The sequence below is a fragment of the Novosphingobium sp. SG919 genome, from assembly GCF_012932495.1.
GTDB classification, from domain to species: domain Bacteria; phylum Pseudomonadota; class Alphaproteobacteria; order Sphingomonadales; family Sphingomonadaceae; genus Novosphingobium; species Novosphingobium rhizosphaerae.
In genome coordinates, this window is record NZ_JABCNG010000001.1 from 1,945,754 (window position 1) to 1,965,383 (window position 19,630).

At 66.0% G+C, this 19,630-nt stretch carries 19 protein-coding genes; 4 read left to right on the plus strand and 15 right to left on the minus strand.

The features are described from left to right. Positions 1 to 21: 21 nt before the first annotated feature. The 7 genes from FHT19_RS08685 to FHT19_RS08715 all read right to left on the minus strand — a co-directional run bounded on the left by FHT19_RS08685 (position 22) and on the right by FHT19_RS08715 (position 8,291). Positions 22 to 555 carry a nuclear transport factor 2 family protein gene (locus FHT19_RS08685; protein WP_169474607.1) on the minus strand — a complete coding sequence of 178 codons (534 nt, stop codon included), beginning with the start codon at positions 553 to 555 and terminating at the stop codon, positions 22 to 24. Positions 556 to 565: 10 nt separating this feature from the next. Beyond that, on the minus strand, positions 566 to 1,390 hold the full coding sequence (locus tag FHT19_RS08690; protein ID WP_168555140.1) for an SDR family oxidoreductase: 825 nt from the start codon (positions 1,388 to 1,390) through the stop codon (positions 566 to 568). Between the two features lie 55 nt (positions 1,391 to 1,445). Next, the gene (locus FHT19_RS08695) at positions 1,446 to 2,396 is read right to left on the minus strand and encodes a VOC family protein (RefSeq protein WP_169474608.1); all 951 of its coding nucleotides are present in this window, start codon (positions 2,394 to 2,396) and stop codon (positions 1,446 to 1,448) included. 239 nt (positions 2,397 to 2,635) lie between these two features. Next, positions 2,636 to 3,478 carry a fumarylacetoacetate hydrolase family protein gene (locus tag FHT19_RS08700; RefSeq protein ID WP_248290330.1) on the minus strand — a complete coding sequence of 281 codons (843 nt, stop codon included), beginning with the start codon at positions 3,476 to 3,478 and terminating at the stop codon, positions 2,636 to 2,638. A 108-nt stretch (positions 3,479 to 3,586) separates the two neighbouring features. Beyond that, on the minus strand, positions 3,587 to 5,626 hold the full coding sequence (locus FHT19_RS08705; RefSeq protein ID WP_248290331.1) for a TonB-dependent receptor: 2,040 nt from the start codon (positions 5,624 to 5,626) through the stop codon (positions 3,587 to 3,589). Positions 5,627 to 5,956: 330 nt separating this feature from the next. Continuing rightward, positions 5,957 to 7,390: an aldehyde dehydrogenase gene (locus tag FHT19_RS08710; protein ID WP_169474609.1), complete on the minus strand. Its 1,434-nt coding sequence runs from the start codon at positions 7,388 to 7,390 to the stop codon at positions 5,957 to 5,959. Positions 7,391 to 7,436: 46 nt separating this feature from the next. Continuing rightward, on the minus strand, positions 7,437 to 8,291 hold the full coding sequence (locus FHT19_RS08715) for a fumarylacetoacetate hydrolase family protein (protein WP_169474610.1): 855 nt from the start codon (positions 8,289 to 8,291) through the stop codon (positions 7,437 to 7,439). Between the two features lie 254 nt (positions 8,292 to 8,545). Between FHT19_RS08715 and FHT19_RS08720 the strand changes: the two genes are divergently transcribed. After that, the gene (locus FHT19_RS08720; protein ID WP_169474611.1) at positions 8,546 to 9,292 is read left to right on the plus strand and encodes a cytochrome b/b6 domain-containing protein; all 747 of its coding nucleotides are present in this window, start codon (positions 8,546 to 8,548) and stop codon (positions 9,290 to 9,292) included. Between the two features lie 251 nt (positions 9,293 to 9,543). On the opposite strand, the gene FHT19_RS24270 is transcribed toward FHT19_RS08720, so the two are convergent. The 3 genes from FHT19_RS24270 to FHT19_RS08735 form a co-directional block, all read right to left on the minus strand. After that, complete coding sequence (locus FHT19_RS24270; RefSeq protein WP_211184741.1) at positions 9,544 to 10,542, minus strand: hypothetical protein; 999 nt, start codon at positions 10,540 to 10,542, stop codon at positions 9,544 to 9,546. Then, complete coding sequence (locus FHT19_RS08730) at positions 10,539 to 11,261, minus strand: HupE/UreJ family protein (RefSeq protein WP_169474612.1); 723 nt, start codon at positions 11,259 to 11,261, stop codon at positions 10,539 to 10,541. Before FHT19_RS08730 ends, FHT19_RS24270 begins: the two co-directional genes overlap by 4 nt. Before the next feature lie 111 nt (positions 11,262 to 11,372). Next, positions 11,373 to 12,728 (minus strand): helix-turn-helix domain-containing protein, encoded by a 1,356-nt coding sequence (locus FHT19_RS08735; protein WP_169474613.1) that lies wholly within the window; start codon positions 12,726 to 12,728, stop codon positions 11,373 to 11,375. Between the two features lie 150 nt (positions 12,729 to 12,878). Between FHT19_RS08735 and FHT19_RS08740 the strand changes: the two genes are divergently transcribed. Genes FHT19_RS08740 through FHT19_RS08750 form a run of 3 tightly spaced genes read left to right on the plus strand, consistent with a single transcriptional unit; the run spans position 12,879 to position 15,762 of the window. Next, positions 12,879 to 13,652 (plus strand): c-type cytochrome, encoded by a 774-nt coding sequence (locus FHT19_RS08740; RefSeq protein ID WP_248290332.1) that lies wholly within the window; start codon positions 12,879 to 12,881, stop codon positions 13,650 to 13,652. Next, positions 13,649 to 14,548, plus strand: a complete 900-nt coding sequence (locus FHT19_RS08745; protein ID WP_248290333.1) for a peptidyl-prolyl cis-trans isomerase — start codon at positions 13,649 to 13,651, stop codon at positions 14,546 to 14,548. The genes FHT19_RS08740 and FHT19_RS08745 overlap by 4 nt, the downstream gene beginning before the upstream one ends. Beyond that, positions 14,545 to 15,762, plus strand: a complete 1,218-nt coding sequence (locus FHT19_RS08750; protein WP_169474614.1) for a HupE/UreJ family protein — start codon at positions 14,545 to 14,547, stop codon at positions 15,760 to 15,762. Before FHT19_RS08745 ends, FHT19_RS08750 begins: the two co-directional genes overlap by 4 nt. A gap of 361 nt (positions 15,763 to 16,123) precedes the next feature. On the opposite strand, the gene FHT19_RS08755 is transcribed toward FHT19_RS08750, so the two are convergent. The 5 genes from FHT19_RS08755 to FHT19_RS08775 form a co-directional block, all read right to left on the minus strand. Next, complete coding sequence (locus tag FHT19_RS08755; protein ID WP_169474615.1) at positions 16,124 to 16,636, minus strand: hypothetical protein; 513 nt, start codon at positions 16,634 to 16,636, stop codon at positions 16,124 to 16,126. 28 nt (positions 16,637 to 16,664) lie between these two features. Further along, on the minus strand, positions 16,665 to 17,150 hold the full coding sequence (locus FHT19_RS08760) for a DUF6644 family protein (protein WP_169474616.1): 486 nt from the start codon (positions 17,148 to 17,150) through the stop codon (positions 16,665 to 16,667). A 162-nt stretch (positions 17,151 to 17,312) separates the two neighbouring features. Beyond that, on the minus strand, positions 17,313 to 17,831 hold the full coding sequence (locus tag FHT19_RS08765) for a nuclear transport factor 2 family protein (RefSeq protein WP_169474617.1): 519 nt from the start codon (positions 17,829 to 17,831) through the stop codon (positions 17,313 to 17,315). Further along, positions 17,828 to 18,859 (minus strand): hypothetical protein, encoded by a 1,032-nt coding sequence (locus tag FHT19_RS08770; RefSeq protein ID WP_169474618.1) that lies wholly within the window; start codon positions 18,857 to 18,859, stop codon positions 17,828 to 17,830. The genes FHT19_RS08765 and FHT19_RS08770 overlap by 4 nt, the downstream gene beginning before the upstream one ends. Positions 18,860 to 18,891: 32 nt before the next feature. Further along, on the minus strand, positions 18,892 to 19,620 hold the full coding sequence (locus FHT19_RS08775) for a hypothetical protein (protein WP_169474619.1): 729 nt from the start codon (positions 19,618 to 19,620) through the stop codon (positions 18,892 to 18,894). Positions 19,621 to 19,630: the final 10 nt, after the last annotated feature.

The window sequence follows — 19,630 nt, forward strand, 5'->3', positions numbered from 1 at the left end:
AGACCCGGCCGGCCCCACGTTTCAGCCAGCGGAATGCCAGGGTTCCAGGATTTCAGGCGGGGGACCGTCCACCGCGGCAATCTGCCCGGCGGCATTGAGGGAATAGAGCAGGCACCCGCGGATAACCTGGCGCTCCCCCGCGCGCAACGCGCGGCCGAACAGGCCATGATCGTCACAATCGCGAATGCAGCGGATTTCGCTGCGCACTTGCGCAGCCGCACCTTGGGTGTCTGCACAGAAGAACAGCACGTCCAGCCGTTCGCGCACGAAAGGCTGCTGCCGCTGATAGAATGCGCGAACGTCCGCCCTGCCACGGATCCCCATGACGAAGCGGACGTCGTCGGCATAGTAATCGACGAAGCGCAGGTCGCCCGCGTTCATCAGCGCGATATAGCGGGCGTAGGCGGCACGATCGAAGCGGCCCCGGGACGGCCGGCCGGGTGATTGAGAGGACTCACCCGCAGCCACCCCGGGGCCTGCCCCAAGGGCCACGCCCAATCCCGCCGCGAGCACGGTGCGGCGGTTCGGCGCAGGCCCCCGGAGCCGGTCTTTCATTAGCGCCCCTTCAACCCTGTCCGGTAAGGTGCAGGGCGATCTTTTCGAGCGGGGCAAGCGCTTCGAGGATCGGTGGCAGGATCGGCACGACTTCTGCCCCCGCAAGGTAGCGCAGGCGCGGGTCGGGATCGGTGGCCGCAGCGATCGCAGCCTGGACCACCGGGGTTAGGTCTTCGGGTGCCTTGGCTTCCAGCGCGTCGAAATTGGCGTTGAAGCGCGCGCCGGTCTCGGCATAAGGCGCGCTCGGTTCCCGATCGAGGGACTTGGCGGGCAGCGCGGTCTTGAACGGCCCCGGCATCACGCTGACCACGCGCACGCCAAAGCTGCGCGCCTCTGCATTGAGCGCCGCCGTGGCGGTATCGAACGCGTGCTTGCTGGCGCAATAGGCCGCCATGAACGGCGTTTTCATGATCGCCGCAACCGACGTGACGTTGACGATACGCCCGCTGCGCTGCGCGCGCATGATCGGCAGCACCTGGCGGACCAGTTCGAGCGGCCCGAACAGGTTGGTGTCGAACATTGCGCGCCATTGGCTGTCGGGCGTGTCTTCCACCGCCCCCCGCGCGCCAACGCCCGCGTTGTTCACCAGCAGGTCGATGCGTCCGAACCGCGACAGCGCGAGCTGGACGACCTCCTGGCGCTGGCGCGCATCGGTCACGTCGAGCGGCGCCAGCACGATATCGGCCGGCCGTTGCACGGCAAGTTCCAGCAGGCGCGCGGGCGCCGCTTCGGGCCGTCGCATGGTGGCCACGACCTGGTAGCCCTGTTCGGCGAATGCCAGGGCCATGGCCTCGCCAAAGCCCGAACTGCACCCGGTGATCAGTGCGACTGGCATTGCAATTCCTCTCGTTTGGCCGGGATCGACGCTCAACGGCGCGCCCGACGCGTTGTTACTTCATCAGTTCCTTGATCACCGGATTGGGCGGCCCCCACTGCCCGCCGAGCAGTTCTTCCAGCCCGGCGATGCCGCCGCCATCGGCCGCACGCAGCTGGTCGCCGTCGGTCCAGTGCTCGATCTCGTGGCCCCAGGGATCGTTCCAGTAATCAAACACCTGGCTGCCCAGGATATGACGCCCAACGCCCCAGTGCGAATGCCACCCGGCCTGCATCAGGTAATCATGACCGGCCATCAGGTCGTCGACATCGGCCACTTCGAAGGCCGAATGCATGAACTGCGGCGGCGCGCCGGGGCGGCAGAACAGGAACACCGTGTGATGGTCGCAAGGCTCGTCGCCGCGATCGGCCCGCATGAAAGCGCCGATCGCCACGCCCGGCTCGGGCTGGATTTCGTCAGACGTCACGAAGCCAAAGCGAGTCTTGTACCACTCTTCCGAGCGGCGGAAGTCCGACACCCCGAACACGCAATGCCCCAGGCGCATGACATGCGATGGCCCCTGGCGCACCCGGCGGAACCGCCCAACGCGCGGATATTCCCCGGCGTGGTTCCAGGCATCGGGATAGGGCACCCGGCGATCGACCGGCGGCAGGGCTTCCTGTTCGGCCACGGCCTCGATGCAGAAACCGTCGGGATCGGTCAGGCGCACCACCAACCCGCCCCCCGGCGCGTCGAGCGGTTCAACCTCAAGGCCGTCATGCGCCGCCAGCGCTTCAAGATCGGCGCGATCGCGCACCCAGATACCAAGGGCGGCAAAGCCGGGCTCCCCGCGCTCGGTGGCATGAAGGAACGGTGCGCGCCCGGTGCCGCGCATGAACAGGCGATCGGGTTCCTGCTCGGCCACCGAATCCGCCATGCCGAAATCGAGCAGGAACGCCCGCATCCTGTCGAGGTCGGGCGCGCGAAAGCGCACATAGGCGACGTCGTAGGCTTTGGCGATGCTCATGATATCTCGCTCCGCGATGGGCCGGCCGAGACCCCGCGATCGGGCGGCGGGCCAGGGATTGCCCGGCTGACGGTGTCCGCGCCGGACTTCAAGTTAATTAAACTATATAGTCATTTTTGACCAATTCGGTCAATACGCCATTGGCGGTGCGTCCCCCCGAATGCACCGCCAATGGGTTTCTGCCTGCGTCCGCACCTGCCGGGGTGCGCATGGCGCGTGCGGGCCACAGGCAGAACCGGTCAATCCGGAGTACAAACGCCTTCGATATGGCCAAGGCCGGCGATCTCGCAGCGGCAAACATCGCCGGGCGAGAACATCGCCTGCGGACGCCGGGCCCAGCCCACGCCGCCAGGTGTGCCAGTGAAGATGATATCGCCCGGCTCCAGCGTCATCGCCTGCGACAGATACTCGATCTGCGCCCACACATCGAACACCAGGTTGCCGGTGTTGGACGATTGGCGCACTTCGCCATTCACCGTGCAGGTGATCGCGGCCCCATGGGGATCGGGCATCTCGTCGGCCAGGGTAATCCACGGACCGAACGGCGAATGCCCGTCGAACGACTTGGCAACAGACCATTGCGGGGAATGGCCCTGCCAGTCGCGGACGCTCACATCGTTGCCAACGCAATAGCCAAAGACGGCAGCAGGTGCGTCTTGGCGGCTGATGTTGCGCCCGCCCTTGCCGATCACCGCGACCAGCTCCACTTCATAGTCGACGCTGTCGGGCGACGCCTTGGGCAGCGGGATCGGGTCGAACGGGCCCGAGGTCGAGCTCGACGCCTTGAGAAACCACATCTGCTGTTCGGGCCGCGGACGGCCGGACTCGGCAATGTGGTCGGCATAGTTGAGACCGATGGCGAGGATCTTGCCAGGACGGCGGATCGGCGCGAGCAGGCGCACCGTGTCGAGCACGATCCACCCCGTTTCCGAAGCCTCTAGCGCGCGCAGGCGATCCTGCCAGGCGTCGAACCCGGCGATCAGGTCGATCATGGCCGGTGCCCCGGGAACGGGCAGGATCGCCCCGTCCTTGACGATGCCCACCTGTTCGGCGCCGCCGGCCTCGAATGTTGCGAGTTTCACTCTGGTCTATCCCTCTGCTCGAACCAGCCGCGACACGCACCACGCGTCGCGGCGGCTTGCCTGTTTCATTGCCCTTTCAGCGCGGGCGATGTTAGGTGCCTCAATCGGTCAGAAATGAACGCGAACGCCCATGCGCAGTGTGCGCGGCTCGACCACGCGGCTCAACCGCCCCTCGACCGGGGCAGCATCGAAGCCGGGAATATAGGACTGGTACCAATAGGCGATGTCTTTGTCCTTGCTGGCCAGGACGTTGAGCACTTCGCCATAGACCTGGAAGGCGCCGAAGGTTCGTGCCGCGCGGACGTTGACGACGTTGCTGCCCTTGTCCCGCTGGGAATTGTCCTCGACCAGCGGATAGGGCCCGAGATGGCGCAACCGCACGCTGGCTTCCCACGGCCCATCGACGACGGAAATACCCGCCGAGGCTGCGTTTTCAAAGGCATTGGGAATGTATTGACCGTTGTCGTAGCGGGCATGGCTGGCAGTGTAGTTGCCATCGAGCGCAAGCCACGGCACCGGGCGCCAGAACGCCACCAGTTCATAGCCGCGTCGACGGCTGGCAGCGGTGGGTTCCACGGCATTGGAATCGCCCACGAACTTCAATTCGCTGCCAAGGTCGAGCCACCAATAGGTTGCCGTCAGGCTGAAATGCCCGAGCTGGAAGCGCGCGCCCAGTTCCTTGCCCGTTCCCGGCACCAGCACGGGCACCGGCGTGGTCGTTACTGCACCACGCACGTCGTTGGAGTGGAAGCCGCGCCCCCAGCTGGCATAGAGCTCGACGTGGGGGCCGACTTGATAGGCCACTTGCAGCTTGGGCGAGAGGATCGCGTCGTTCCCCCTTCCCTGCCCCAGGGCCACGGCCTCGGGATCGAGCGCGTGGACCGAATAGTGATAATAGTCCCCGCGCAGGCCACCGATGACGCGCAAGCCCGAAAGGGGACGCCAGGTGGCCGAAGCGTAAAGCGCTGCCGACGCTTCCTCCACCGAATAGGTGCCCTGCGACGCAACGAGGCGACGGGCATCGGTGTGCAGCACGCCGACGCGGCCGATATCGTCGTAGCGGTTTTCGGTACCGATTGTCAGCGCAAGGCGATCGGAAACGGTCCAGTCCCGGCTGCCGGTCAGGCCGTAGATCTTGCGCCGGTCGACCTGGTGGATCTGTGCGCTCTGCCCGGCCGCATCATAGTACTCGGGGTTGGAGTACATGTTCCAGTTGTAGTACTGGAAATAGGCATTGGCGCGCCAGTCTTTGCCGGTGTAGCCAACATTGCCGATCAGGCGGGTGGTTTCCCCCGTCGCGGTGGGATCGGGCGAGCAGTAGGCATTGGCACAAAACGACGAGCCGATGATCCGCTCAGGGATCTGCTCGGTCGGCCGCCAGGTGCCGCGATAGCCATGCAGCGTCACGTCGAGTTCGCCAGCGCCAACGGGCCGGACATATTTGACGAAGCCGGCATAGTGGCGCAGCCGCTCGGGCTGTTGCCACGGCCCGTCATAGACCCGGAAATCGCCAACCGCGGTGAGCAGGCCGCCATCACCGGTCTTGATCGTGCCGCCCGCCGCAAGCCGGCGATGCCCATAGGAGCCGATCTCCGTCGAAATCCACGGGGCATCGTACTTGCGGATGGTGGTCATGTAGGCCGCGCCGGCCATGGCAAAGTCGCCGCCATCGGCGCGGTAGGGCCCTTTGCGGAAATCTTCGCGCGCAACGATTTCCGGGATCAGTCCATTGAGGTCGAGATAACCCTGGCCGTGGCCGTGGGTGCGGAAGTTCATCTGCACGCCATCGATATAGGTGGTGAAGTCCGAGCCGTGGTCGAGGTTGAAACCGCGCAGGAAATACTGGTTGGCCTTGCCGCTGCCCGAATGCTGCGCGGCGACCATGCCAGGAACGGCCTCCAGCAATTCGGCGGTGCGCAACAGCGGCCGCACCAGCAAGTCCGAACCACTAATCGTCCCTTCGCTCGCCGATTGCGCCGTGCCGATCTTCAATTCGCCGCGGCCGAACACGACGATGTCGGCGCCACTTGTCCCAGCCTGTGCGGGCGCTGCATCCGGGGCGGGCGCTGCATCCGGGGCGGGCGTTGCATCCGGCGCTGGCGTTGCCGCTTCCTCGGCGAAGGCCGGCATGGCGGCCATCGGCATCATGGCGAGGACCGCGACCGATGCGACGCGGCGAGGCAAACTGGTGTGCAAGACTTCATCCCCTCAGGTGTTCTTTGACGGCGTGGCCGGCGTGCCTGTGCGGCAGCCGCGGCGAACACCGTCGGTTGGTAGGCATCGCCTTGGGGGCAAGTTATCGGGAACGCATGCACTTTACCGTTGCGATCGACGTTTTGTAACGCAATCCTCGTTCTCGTAACTATCTATAGAATATGAATTTTATTCAAAAGACATTGATAGCCCCGAAACGACGAACGCCGCCCCCACCTAGTGGCGGGGACGGCGCTTGTCAGCCAGGATCGCGCGACGCGGCGATCAGATCGGATAGTGGCCCGGTTGGGTTTCCATGGTGATCCAGCGCAGCTCGGTGAAGCTGTCGATCCCGGCCTTGCCGCCAAAGCGCCCATAGCCAGAGGCGCCGACACCGCCGAACGGCATCTGCGCTTCATCGTGCACCGTCGGGCCGTTGACGTGGCAGATGCCCGACTTGATCTGACGCGCCACTTTCAGGCCGCGTGCGGTATCGCGGGTAAAGACCGCAGCCGAAAGCCCGTATTCCGTATCGTTGGCCAGTTCGATTGCATGGGCTTCGTCGCGGGCACGAATTACGCCCACGACCGGACCAAAGCTTTCATCGCGGAACAGCTTCATGCCCTGCGTTACGCCATCGACGACATGCGCGGGCATCAGCACGTTGTGGGTGGTTTCGCCGCCGACCAGCAGCGTGGCGCCCTGCGCCAGCGCGTCGTCGACCAGCGAGCGACAATGCGCCACGGTCTTGGCATCGACCACCGCGCCCAGCGGGGTCTTGCCCTCGCGCGGGTCACCCACGGCGAGCGTTTCGACCTTCGCCTTGAAGCGCATGGCAAATTCTTCGGCCACGGCTTCGACCACGATGATCCGCTCGGTGCTCATGCAGATCTGGCCCTGGTTCATGAACGCCCCAAACGCCGCGGCCTTGACCGCTTCATCCAGGTCAGCATCTTCCAGCACGATCAGCGGCGCCTTGCCGCCCAGTTCGAGCAGGCAGGGCTTCAAGTGGCCGGCCGCGCGGGTGGCGATGATCTTGCCCACTGCGGTGGAGCCGGTGAAGTTGATCCGGCGCACGGCCGGATGGTCAATCAAGGCACCGACGATTGCTGCGGCATCCTCGGGCGCATTGGTCACGATCTGCACCGCCCCGTCCGGCAGGCCGGCAGCCTGAAAGGCTTCGACGATAAGGGCGTGGGTGCGCGGGCACTGTTCGGAAGCCTTGAGCACCACGGTGTTGCCGCAAGCCAGCGGCATTGCAATCGCGCGCACGCCCAGGATGATCGGCGCGTTCCATGGCGCGATGCCAAGCAGCACGCCGACCGGCTCGCGCACGGCCATCGCGATGCACCCCGGCTTGTCGCTGGGGATCACTTCGCCGCCGATCTGCGTGGTCATCGCCGCGGCCTCGCGCACGATGCCCACGGCCAGCATGAGGTTGAACCCGGCCCAACCCTCGGTCGCGCCGATCTCGCCCATCATCGCGGCGATGAAGTCGGGTGCGCGCGCTTCGAGTTCGGTGGCCGCGTTCAGCAGCAACGCCCGGCGGGCATTGGGGCCAATCGCCGCCCAGGCGGGAAAGGCGGCCTGGGCCGCATCGCAGGCCGCTTGCGCATCGGCCACGGTGGCCGCGGGGGCTAGGGTGGCAACGTCACCGGTCACCGGGTTGCGCCGCGCAAAACTGCGCGGCACCGGGGTTTCGATCTGTGCAACGCTCATCGTGCTCTCTCCCGTTGTGCAGTCGTGCTGCATTGCTTGGCCTGGTTCAGCCAGCGTCGGCAAAGCGGTTTTCGATATGGCCCAGGCCATCCACGGCAACGCGCACCACGTCGCCCGCCTTCATGAAGCGATGCCCCGCGATGCCAACGCCGGCCGGCGTGCCGGTGGCAAGCAGGTCACCCGGCTCAAGCGTCATGACCTGGCTGAGATAGGCGATCTGGTCGTAGATGTCATAGATCATCTCGCCGGTCGAGGCACGCTGGCGCTCTTCGCCATTGAGTTCGAGCGTGAGCGTGAGCGCGTGCGGATCGGCCACTTCGTCGTCGGTGGTGATCCACGGGCCGATCGGGCCGTGCGTGTCGAACGACTTGCCTAGCGTGAAGGTTGGCGAACGGAACTGCCAATCGCGCGCGGTAACATCGTTGCACACCACGTAACCGGCGATGACCGATCGGGCATCCTCGCGCGAGACATGGCGGCAGCGCTTGCCAATCACGACGCCGAGTTCGGCCTCGTAGTCGACCATGTCGGGCGCAGAGCGCGGCACTTCCACTTCGGCATAAGGCCCGTTGATGCAGGTCACCTGCTTGTTGAACCAGATCTGGGTCTTGGGCGCAGTCACGCCCGCCGCTTCGGCTTCGTCGACATGCGACTGGTAGTTCATGCCGATCGCCAGGTACTTCTGGGGATCGCCGATCGGCGCTTCGAGAGTGACGTCAGCCAGCGGGAACGAAGGTTCGGACAGCGCATCGATCGCGCTGCGCAGCGCATCGAAATCTTCCAGCAGGGCGCGCATCGAATCCCCGGCACCGGGCGCGGCCGCGCTGATATCGACGACATGGTCGCCAACCACCTTGCCAAGGCGGGTGCGGCCATCAACGGAAAACCTGGCAAGTTTCATCGTTCGCAGTCCTTTCAGATCATCGTCCCAGAGCGGTGGCGCGGCCTTGCCGCAGGCGGCCGCGGCGGATCGCGCCCGGCCTTGGCGGCGGGAACGTCGCGCCTTGCTTTTGGCTGACTAGTTTGTACAATGATGACTGTCTAGTTCATTTTTAGCACCAAGACGGCCAGGACAGGAACGATCCTGCGCGGCCCTGGGCACGACGAACCAAGGCCGGAAACGGCGCTCATCAATCACGGGACGGAGGATAAGGAATGGCAGCGAACGCCGCCGAGGATGGCCAGCGTTATACCCGCGTCGCGATCGTGCTCCATTGGGCAATCGCGATCCTCATTATCTACAACCTGGTCAGCGGCCTGCTGGTCTGGGACATCGGCCGGGCCTGGTTCAAGGCGCACAAGCCGTTCTATGCGTTCGGCATCACGTCGCACTTGTCCTCCGGCCTCACCGTGCTCGCGCTGACGATCGTGCGCATCGTCTGGCGCCTGATGCACGAGCCGCCCGCGCATGCGCCTGGAACAAAGACATGGGAGCGGCACGCCGCCCATCTTGCTCACTTCCTGCTTTACGCCGGGATGGTGCTGATGCCGCTGTCGGGCTGGGCGATCCTTTCGGCCCATCCGCCGGTCGGGTCGGAAGGCGCCAAGATCGCGCGGATGGCGATGGGCGCATCGCCGATGGCCGCACCGGCCCCGGGCGCAGCCAAGGCTCCCCCGCCCCCCGGCCCCGGCGCACGCCCCGGCGGTCCGCCGCCGCCTCCGGGTATCTGGTGGCTGGTGCCCCTGCCCGCGATCACCCCGATTGCCGAGATCGGCCGCGAACCCGGCGGCGTGAAGCCGCAGATGGAACTGCACGAGGAATTCGCCGCCTGGCACAAGGTGGGCGGATACCTGATGCTGGCGCTGTTGCTGCTCCACATCGGTGCCGCGCTCAAGCACCAGTTCATTGATGGCCAGGCCGAATTGCAGCGCATGAGCCTGCGCCGCCGGCGCGACGCCTGATCACCCAACCGCAACAATGAAGGGCCGCCGGGACATAAATCCCGCGACCCTTTTTGTGTTTAGGTGGTGAACCACAAACGGCGAGCATATCGGGCCGAAGCGAACGCCGCGAAGGCTGGCTGCCTTTGCAAGGGGCACTTCGGGCTGAGATAGAAGCCATTTCGGCGTCCCGTCGGGATTTGAACCAAAGCCCCCGCCACAACGCGGCCTTTGGCCTCAAACCTCGGGGGCGCCATTCATGAATTCACACTCTAGTCCACGCCAGGCGCGTAGACCTTATGGCAGGCGTTGCAGGCATCGTTAATTTCCATGCCGGCGGCCATATAGGTATCGTCGTTGCGGCGCCCCGTGGTCTCGGCAACGCGCAGCGCCGCGGCACGCAGGCGAAGTACCGCTTCGGTCCACGCGGGCTGGTCCACGCGGCGCCCAGGGATAAGCAGGACATTGCTCAGTTCGGCCAGCATCTGCGCATCGTTGCGCGCTTCCTGCCACTCCTGGTCGGTGCGGGGAAACAGCGAGCGGAGGCCCTTGTCGTCCGAGACATAGCCCTGTCGCTTCCATGTCTGCTGCGCAGCGTGGCTCATCACCTCGGCCATGAAGCGCTTCATCGGCAGGCGCGTGTCATAGGGCGTGGCATCACCAACCGTTCCAGACGCGGCGGTGGTGGTCGCCCCGGCAGTGGGTCCGCCAAGCGGCGCGAAACGCTCGACAGGGCCGCGAACCGTCGCGGTAATCACCACGGGGCTGGTGCCCGTGTTCTTCCAGAACCAACCGTGACGCCCGGCAAATCCGGCTGTGAAGCGACCTTCGCCATGCGATGCCGTCCCGCGGGCATAGGAGGTGTAATCGCCCGGCCTTGACGGCCGTTCGGGATCGCCGTGGAATTCGAACTCGACCGGCTGGCCATCGGTCGCCCACTGATAGGTCATTGCCACGCCGGCGGCCATTACCGCCTTGGCCTCGCGCCCGCCAAAGGGGCCGATCACCATGCGCACTTGCCGCGCGCCATCGGGCAAGGTCGTCACGCTGTCACCAGCAGTGGCAGTGGCGGCAAGCCCGGCTCCATCGCGCTGGGCAACCTTCATCGCCCCCATCTGCGTCAGGCCCAGCACGCGGCCCAGCCCGGTGATGTCGATCCCCCGCTCGGCGGGCAGCACCGCCACCACGAGGATCAGGGCGGACATACCGACGGCGGCAGCCACGGCGGTATTGAGACCACGCCGCGATAGCGGCTCGGGTGAAACGGTCACGCGGCACCTCCTGCGATGAGACCGGCAATCTGCTGGCCGAAAAGAACAAGACCCGCCGTCATCAGGGCGACGTTGGCGACCAGCGCCTGGCGAGGGAAACGGGGGCTGCGGCGCCACCACGACATCACCAGCACGATGGCGCCCAGCGCCATCAGCTGACCCGCCTCAACCCCCAGGTTGAAGGCGACGAGATTGACCACCAGCCCGTCCCGCGCGAGGCCGAGATCCTGCAGCTTGGTGGCAAGACCCAGGCCGTGGCACAGGCCAAAGCCGAGCACCATCAGCCGCGGGTCGGGCCGCCACCCAAACCAGCGGGTGAAGGCATCGAGATTATCGAGCGCCTTGTAGACGATCGAAAGCGCAATGATGGCGTCGACGGCGCGCGGATCGACCGGCAGCGCCAAAAGCACGCCGAGGATCAGCGTAGCGCTGTGACCAAGCGCGAAGAGCGATACGTAGAGTGCGACCTGCCGCCAGCGAAACAGGAAGAACACCACCCCCACCAGGAACAGCAGGTGATCCGTGCCCGTCACCATGTGTTTGGCGCCCAGATACGCGAAGGGACCCGACTGGATGCCATGGGTCAGCGCCAGGAACCCACGATCGCCTTGGGCCACATCGTGCGCCAGCGCCGAGCCGGCCAGGCCGAGTAAGGACGCCAGGGCCATCACCCCAGCGCACCCGGCCCGCAGCGCCACCGAAAACCGCCTGCCGTCCATCGCTCTCCCCTGCCTCGTTTGTGCAGAAGGTCTGCGCTAGCGGGATCGGGTCACGCTAGTTTCGTACGGTGACGGATACGATGAAACGCGCTTTTCGGGGTTGCCGCCGCTTCATCTTGCGCTGGCGGCGGGGCGTGGCGACGCGGCCGGCGCAGGGCTCGACGGCGCGATGTCCCCAGGCTGCCAGATCCCGCCGTCGCGGATGGGCCGGGCAAGGACGAGCGAACTGCCCAGGTTGAGGTTGCCCTGGGTGCGCACTTCGAACAGCGCCTCGAAAGCTCCATCGCCGGTGCGCGTGTCGATGGCATCAAGCTGCGCGCGATCGGCGGCGATCTCGGCCATTTGCACCACTGCCGCGTCGCGCGTGCCCGCCACGATGACGATGCGATTACCGGTTGGCCCGATCAGGCTGGCGATATAGCCATAATCGCGTTGCGGCACCTTTCCGGCCGCAACCAGGCTCCAATCGGAGCGGAACCGCCTGCCGCTGGGCTTGTCGACCAGTTCGTCGAAATCCTCGCCCAGCCGGAAGCCCGAGGCGCGGAACAGCGGATCCTGCAAGGGGCCAAGCCCGCTGAGGAAACCGATGTAGACGATGTTGGCGGCCTTGAACACGTCGGGCTTCACATCTGACATGGCTTCTACCGGCGGCCGCTCGGAACTGCGCATGGCTGCGGCATTGACCGTGGGGAGTATGCTGCGCAGCGCCATCCCGGTGCTGACCGGCAGGTAATGCAGGTCAAGGTCCATGTTCTGGCCGACCTTGTCGGGATTGAGCAGCAGGTAGGCATCGAGATCGGCGCGCGAATTGATCGCGAAATCGCGTACCAGGCGAGTCACCACGATCCCGTCGCTCGCCTCGCCATAGACATAGTAATCGCCCAGCACGACCATCATCGGCCGGCGATTGTCGAGCAGCGGCTTCCACAGCTTGTTGAGCACCGGGCCAGCCCCAACGGGTGGCCGCGTGCTGTAGATTGCCCAGCAGACAAGATTGAGCAGCACCAGGCCGATCGCAAGCGCGACGAAGGGCCGATCGGCCAGCCGCCGACGCCAGCCGGGCTGTGGGGCTGCATCGACAGGAGACGCGGGGGCCAGGGCAGCCGGTGCCGCGGCGGCCGCCTCGGCGTCTTCGGGCGTTGCCAGGACAAGGCGGTATTCACCCAGCGGGATCGACAGCCGATCGCCCGCTTCCGTCGCACGCGCATAGTGTTCGCCCAGCTTGCGCCGCAGCCGGTGGATGTAGACCCGCACCGATGCGTCGAGCATGACGTCGAAATCTTCGCGCTTGGCAAACACCTCCTGCGCGATCTCGATCTCGCGCGGGGTCTGCCCCTCGAGAGAGCGGGCAAGCAGGTAGTCGAACAGGCGGATCAACGGTTCCGACCGGCCCAGGTCGCCGCTCTCGCGGACGCGGGTCGCCTCGGCCGCGAGCCGTTCGCCATACGTGGTCTCGGCCAAGTTCATCCCCCCTCGCTACCAAGCCTGCCGACACGGGCAAGCGCAAAGTGCATTTGGCCGCTTACCGCCCGGCTCGGGCCCGTTACGCAAGGTGTAACCTGAAGATAACTGTACGTTGCTGGACGCAAGACTGGGGAAAAGCCACCCGACTGTTCGATGACCGCACCATCTTCGAAAGCCGCGCCGCCGCGCGCGCGCCGCCTGCTCCTCATCTTGCCGCTGATCGCCCTCGGCACGTTGGCGATCGCCGTCGCCATGTCGCACGGCGGCAAGGCCGCCGGCGTGTTGCGCGCGGACCCAGAGACGATCCTTGACGATCCCGCGCTGCGCGAAACCGCGCTCAAGGCCGGGAAAGAGGTTTTTGCGCAGCATTGCGCCGCGTGCCACGGTGAAAACGGCAAGGGTGACACCCGTATCGGCGCGTCCGACCTGACCGACCGCGACCGCCTCTATGGGGATGGCACGGTGTCGCAGATCGAGGACATCGCACGCTATGGCATCCGCGCCGGCAACAAGCGCGGCTGGAACCTTGCGGTGATGCCCGCCTATGCCTCGCCCGTGCCCGACAAGGCCGAAGCGCTGCCGCCGCAAAAGCCCGCCGACATCGAGGCGCTGACCCAGTTGCTGCTCTCGTTCACCGCGCGGGCCACCGACGAAGCCGCCGTCGCGCGCGGGCGGCTGGTCTATTCGAAGGCCGGCTGCTGGGACTGCCACGGTCGTGACCTGGGCGGCGATCCGGCAATCGGTGCACCCAACCTTACCGACGATGTGTGGATCTACGGCGGCCGCGCCGACGATATCCGCCGCTCCATCTCGCATGGCCGCGCCGGCACGAGCCCGGCATTCGGCCGCACCCTCACCCCCGCGCAGCTGCGCAGCGTCACGGTCTATGTGGCCTCGCTGTCGCGAACCGAACAGGACGGGAAATGACCAACCAGATTGCCTCACCCGACGGGCCTCGCGCCTGGACCCGCGACCTCGACAAGCCCATGGCGCGGCGCTCGCTGCTGCTCGCCGCAGCCGGCGCGCTCATCGGCCTGGGCATCGCCGGCTATGGCCTGTTCACCGCGCAAGGCACCCGCACGGCATCGGTGCCGGCCGAAGACGCCGCACTGGTCAACAATGTGCCGGTGCTGCGCGCCGACCTGATCGCACAGACCACCGCGCTCCATGGCATTCCTTATGCGCAGGCAAGCCAGGCGCAGCGCAAGGCCGTGCTCGACGGCATGATCCGCGAAGAGCTTTACGTCCAGCGCGGGATCGAAATGGGCTTGGCCAACGACGATATCGATGTGCGCCAAGCGCTGGTCCAGGCCACCGAGGGACAGATCGCGCAAGATGCCGCCACTGCCAAGCCGGCCGAGGACGAATTGCGCCATTGGTATGACACCCACCGGACCCAGTATGCCAGCGAAGGCATGATGACGCTGCACGAATGGCTTGCCCCGCGCGGGACCGATGCGGCGCGGCTTGTTGCCTCACTGCGCGCCGGGGCCACGCCAGCCTCGCTCGGCCTGCGCACGACCGGCCGTGTCGACGATGGCGAGGAATTCTACTTTGCTGCCGAGGAACACCTGGGCAAACCGTTGTTCGCCATTGCCAGGACCATGGCCGATGGCGCGGTTTCCGACCCGCAACCGGCGCCCGATGGGATGCATATCCTGCAGATGGTGCGCAACCGTCGCCCGGTGCCGACCGCGTATGATGCCGTGCGCGACCAGGTTTTGCGTGATTTCATCGCCGACAAGGTGGCGCGCCTGCAGGATGGCAACAACCGCTTCCTGCGCAAACGGGCCGATATCAAGATCGCGGCCGATCTCAAATGAGCCCGCGCCCCCTTGCCCGGCTGCTGCTGACCCTGGCCGCTGCGCTGTTTGCGCCGTTTTCTGCCGCAAGCGCGCACACCCGCTCGGAATCGCATTCGACCTGGCTGGTCGATGGCAGTTCCGTCCACCTGACCTTTTCGGTGGCCGATCTGGAAGCGCGCCGGCTGACACCCGACGGACGCCCACCCAATAACCCGCAGCTGATCGGCTACCTCCTGCCGCGGGTGGGTGCCACCGCGGGGGGCAAGGCCTGCCCCATCGCCGGCAAGCCCCGCCCGGTTGCCGCGGCAACCGGCTATCGCCGGGTCGAATTCTTCTACGATTGCCCGTCGAGCGAAGGCATCGTGCTGCACGACACCGCATTTTTCGAAATCGTGCGAACCCACGTCAACATGGCGCAGATCCAGACGGCGAAGGGCGATTTCGCCGAAGACGTGCTGACCGCCGAGTCGACCGAAATCGACATGACCAGCGCGCAGGGCGGCGAGATCGAGGGCGCCGGGTTCTTCACGTTCGTGAAGATGGGCATCATGCACATCTTTACCGGCGTCGATCACATGAGCTTCCTGCTCGGCCTGGTGCTGATTTCGCGCCGGTTCAAGGACCTGATCTTCGTGATCACCGGGTTCACCATCGGTCACAGCCTCACTCTGGCGCTGGCGGTGACCGGGATCATCCGCCCGCATGCCGAATTCATCGACGCGCTGGTGGCGCTGACGATTGCGCTGATTGGCGTGGAAAACCTTGCCGTGCAAATCCGTCGGCCCGGCCTTTTCGCGCTGTGGACCGCCGGCGCGCTGTTCGGCATGGCCGTGCTCAAGCTGCTGGGCATAGGCCTGCTGCCCTTTACCCTGCTGTTTGGCGCCGGGCTTTTTGCCTCGAACTATCTGATGGTGGCCGGCCATGTCCGCGATGCCGATCGCCTGCGCCTTGTCGTCACGCTGGTGTTCGGTTTGATCCATGGCTTCGGCTTTGCGGCCGACCTGCTCAACGAATCGATCCCGCCGGCCAAGCTGGCCGAGCTGCTGGTCGGGTTCAACCTGGGCGTGGAAATCGGCCAGTTGACGGTCGTCTCGTCGCTGGTGGCCGTGGTCACCGTGCTGCGCCGCTATCGCCTTACGCTGCCGCGCCCGATCACCGTTGACTTGTGCGCCTCGTTTCTCGTGCTCGAGGGCGTCTACTGGTTCGTCAGCCGCAGTTACAGCCTGAGCTGACCACCGCTGTTCCCTGCCCCACCCGGGGCGCTTCCCACCTGCGCCCTTCTCTTCGGAGAAGGGCGTTTTTTTGCGCCCAGCGCCCCGCCAGGCGCAGTGCCACGCCACCCGTGTGGCACCCCATTGGATACGCACGCCGTGCCGCTGCTGCGCCCGGCATTCGCCTCGGATCGAGCTTGCGCGCAGGACGGGCACAGCAACCCTCGCCCTGCCCAACGCCGATCAGGCGGCAACCCACCGTCCACGCCAAAGGACCCTGCCGTGCTGCACACCACCCCTGCGCAATGCTGCACGCAAAAAAGCCGGGCCGATCCTTGAAGGATCGGCCCGGCTCGTTCGGGCAATGCGTTGTGCCAGGCGATCAGGCCAGCGGGTAGGCGTAGCCGATCCAACGGCCAAGGAAGATGATCACCAGCCACAGCGTGAGCGACGTGACGCCGGCGACGCGGGCGCTGATGGACGTGGGCAAGCGATCGTCCCACTCGCCGATCTTGCGATAGGCGGTTATGTGGAACACCGCCATGTTGATCCCGGCAATGGCGATCGCCACAAGCTTGAGCCGGAACGGAATGCTCTCGGCATAGCCGGTGGCGTTGGACACGAACAACAGCGAGCCGGTGATCGCCGCGATCACGAACGCAACCCAGGTAAAGGGCAGCATATCCATGATCAGCTGGCGGGCGCCACGACGATGCGAGGCAAAGCCGAGCAGGCGCAGGTCGACGATCACGATAGTGCCGACCACGACGGCAATCATCAGGACATGGGTGCTTTCGATCCACGGAAACAGGGTGCCGCTTTCGCGGATGGCCGTGGCGATCGACGAATCGTAGAGCGCCTGAAGCAGGCCGCCTTCGGAGCCATCGGGTTCCATCTCTTATCCTCCAGACAAATTTCGTTTTTTACAGGTAGGCGATCCAGCGGCCGCAGAAGATCACCACGATCCAGATGGCCAGCGAAGCCCAGGCCAGCGGCTTGACCAGCGCAGCGGCGCGGGCGTGCTCGGCCCGGTATTCGGGGTGCAGGATCGGATAGCGGAACAGCAGGGTGAGCACGAAGCCGGTCAAGACCAGCGCCATCTTCGCCCAGAATGCAGTGTTGGTCAGCACGCGGTAGGGTTCGGCCATGCCGAGCACCAGGCCGCTGCACAGCAGGATCGCCAGCGACGTCCACATCCATGGCAGATGGCGGCGGACCACTGCCTGGGGCGTCTCGTCGGTGGCGAGCACGCCGGCAAGGCGCAGGTCCATCACGATCGCCGAGCCGACGACGCCGGCAATGGCGATGATGTGGATGCTCTGCACCGTGGGGATGATCCAGGTGGCTTCACGGATGCTCGTGCTGAGCTCGGAGCTATAGAGATTGCTTGCGAACTGTTCGACGGACATGTCGGTGGGTTCCTCGGGATTGGCAGGCAGTCGGCGTTCATCGGAAGTGCCGGCGGCGCGAGCGGCCGGGATGCACCTCCACGCATGCAGCGATGACCGAGCCTGCGGGACAACGCTTGTTATTTACGGTTCCAGGCAACAAAGCCCGGCGTAACAAGCACGTTACGGTTGCGCCGGGGCGGGTGCGCCGCTGCCTGCGGGCGGCATCGGCGTTCCAACGTCCCAGTGCTCGACCAGTTGGCCATGGGCGATGCGGAACATGTTGAAGATATAAGTGGGTCGCGGGCGGCCGTCGGGGCCGGGCAGGTCCCGTGCGGTCAACAGCATGACGCGGTCGCCTTCGGCCATGACCGCGACGGTGCGCGCCGGGGGCATGCCCTTCATTGCCGGCATCGCCTCGAACATGGCAATCAACTTGTCCCGCGCGCTGCCCGGTCCAGGCAGGTCTGCCAGGCCCGCAGCGTGCTGCACATAGTCAGGCGAGAGGAAGCGCTCGGCAATGCCCCGGATGCGCTCGCGGGTCGTGCCAGCGGCATCCGCCTCGTCAAGCGCGCGATAGAATTCGAGCACCAGTTGCTTGTTCGCAGCCTCGGCCGGCGCCGGGTGGGCACCGGCTGAAGTCGCGACCGCGAACAGGCCCGAAAGCGCCAGCGCCAGAGCGCCCTTGCGGAGCGGGCTCATTCCTGCGGCTCGGGAATAAGGCCCGCATCGGGGCTGACGCTGGGATCGCCGACCTGCTCCTCGCAGTTGTATTCGGCAAAGACGGCCTGGTGCGGAATCCAGCCATAGCTGCGCACGATCGTCCACGGCGCGGTATAATACGTCGGGTCGACGATGGTGGTGGCAATTTCCAGGAAGGGAACATGGCCGCCATCATCGACCTTGCGGATGCGCTGGATCAGCTTGCCTTTGGCCGACAGCGGCGTGCCATCCACGTCGAGCCAGATCGACTGGCGGAAATCGCTGCTCTCGACCACCAGCGTGTTGCCATCCCAATGCCCGACCGAGCGCCCCATGTATTGCTTGGCGGCCGGCAAAGGCGCGCGCTGCGGATCGAGCGAAATGTACCAGCGTCCGTGGTACTCCTCGAACACGAACTCGACGTAATCGCGCGTCTGGGTGATCAGGAACGGGAAATTCAGGTCCCGCTGCCACTGCGGGCCAGGCGGCCGGCAGATCGCGGACGCATTGATGAACGGCGTGCCTGCTGCCAGCGACTTGACGCGCCGCGCCAGCACTTTGGCACCTTCCATCGTATAGGGCGCCGGAGCGCCATAGATATCCTTTTGCGAACGGAACTGCAGCGGCTGGTTGTTGAACCAGGTGCCCTGGAAATCGCGCGGGTCCGACGCTGGCATGGCAGCATCGGCCGGCAGCGGCGGACGCGGCGGCAGGACACCGGGCCCCGGCGGCGGCAGTTCGGCCACCAGCTTCTGTGCCGGGGTCAGGACCGGCCCGGGGGGCGGGCCCCCAGCGGGCGGGCCGGCCGAAGCGCCGGGTGGCAGGCGAAGCTGGCCACCTTGCGCGGGCGGGCCATCAGCACCGCCGGCCGGCGGTGCCTGGGTGGCGGACGCACCCGGCGGTGGCCCGGCAGGCGGTTGTTGGCCTTGGGCCAGCGCCGGGGCGGACGCTGCCGAGAGCAGCAACGCGAGCGCGGAAGCGACCGTGCCGCTCCTCCGCCCGCCCGGAAACGGAAAGGGGATCGTCATGCAGACTTGCTCCAGATCGGGTGGCAGGCGCCTCAGCCGGGGAATGCCGGCTTGTGGGCGGTGATGCGGTCGAGGCAGACATCTTCGGGGAAGATCGCGTCGGGCTGGCGCTTGTAGGTCACCACCGCTTCCCAGGGATGGGTGAAGTAGGCCGGATCCTCGATCGTAATGCGATCCTCGAGCGTGTCGGCATCGAGCAGGCGATAGCGCTCGGTCACCTTGAGGTCGTATCCGTGCGGGACAAGATCATCGATCAGCGTGCGGTCGGACGCGCCTTCCATTACCGAAACCAGCGTATCGCCTTCCCAGTGTCCCTTGGACTTGCCGGTGGCGGTGGGCACCAGGCCCTGCCCCAAAAGATCGGGCTGGGGCGGCACACCCACGTTGATCTGGCGCAGCGCGCGGTTCCATTCATAGTCGAACGTCACCACGCCCTGGCGATACCAGATCTTGAAACGCATTGGCGACAAGGCCAGCCGCGGCACGCCAGGATTGGAGCAGCGCGACAGGGTGATGTCATAGTCGTCGATCTTGTTCTGCGCCCGCAGCTTGCGATTGGCCTCATAGGCCTTGCGGCCCTCGGCGGTAAACGGCACGGCGCCGGCAACAGGCTTGAGCGTCGTGGTGGGTGTGGCGATCTTCCACACCCCCTCGATCGCTGGCGTGGCGGGCTGGGCTGCGGCCTGGGCAGCGCCGCCCAGCAGGACAGCCGCCAGCAAGGCGCGCAGCGCCGGGCGCGCGCGGGTGGTTTCGATCGCCATGTCGGATCCT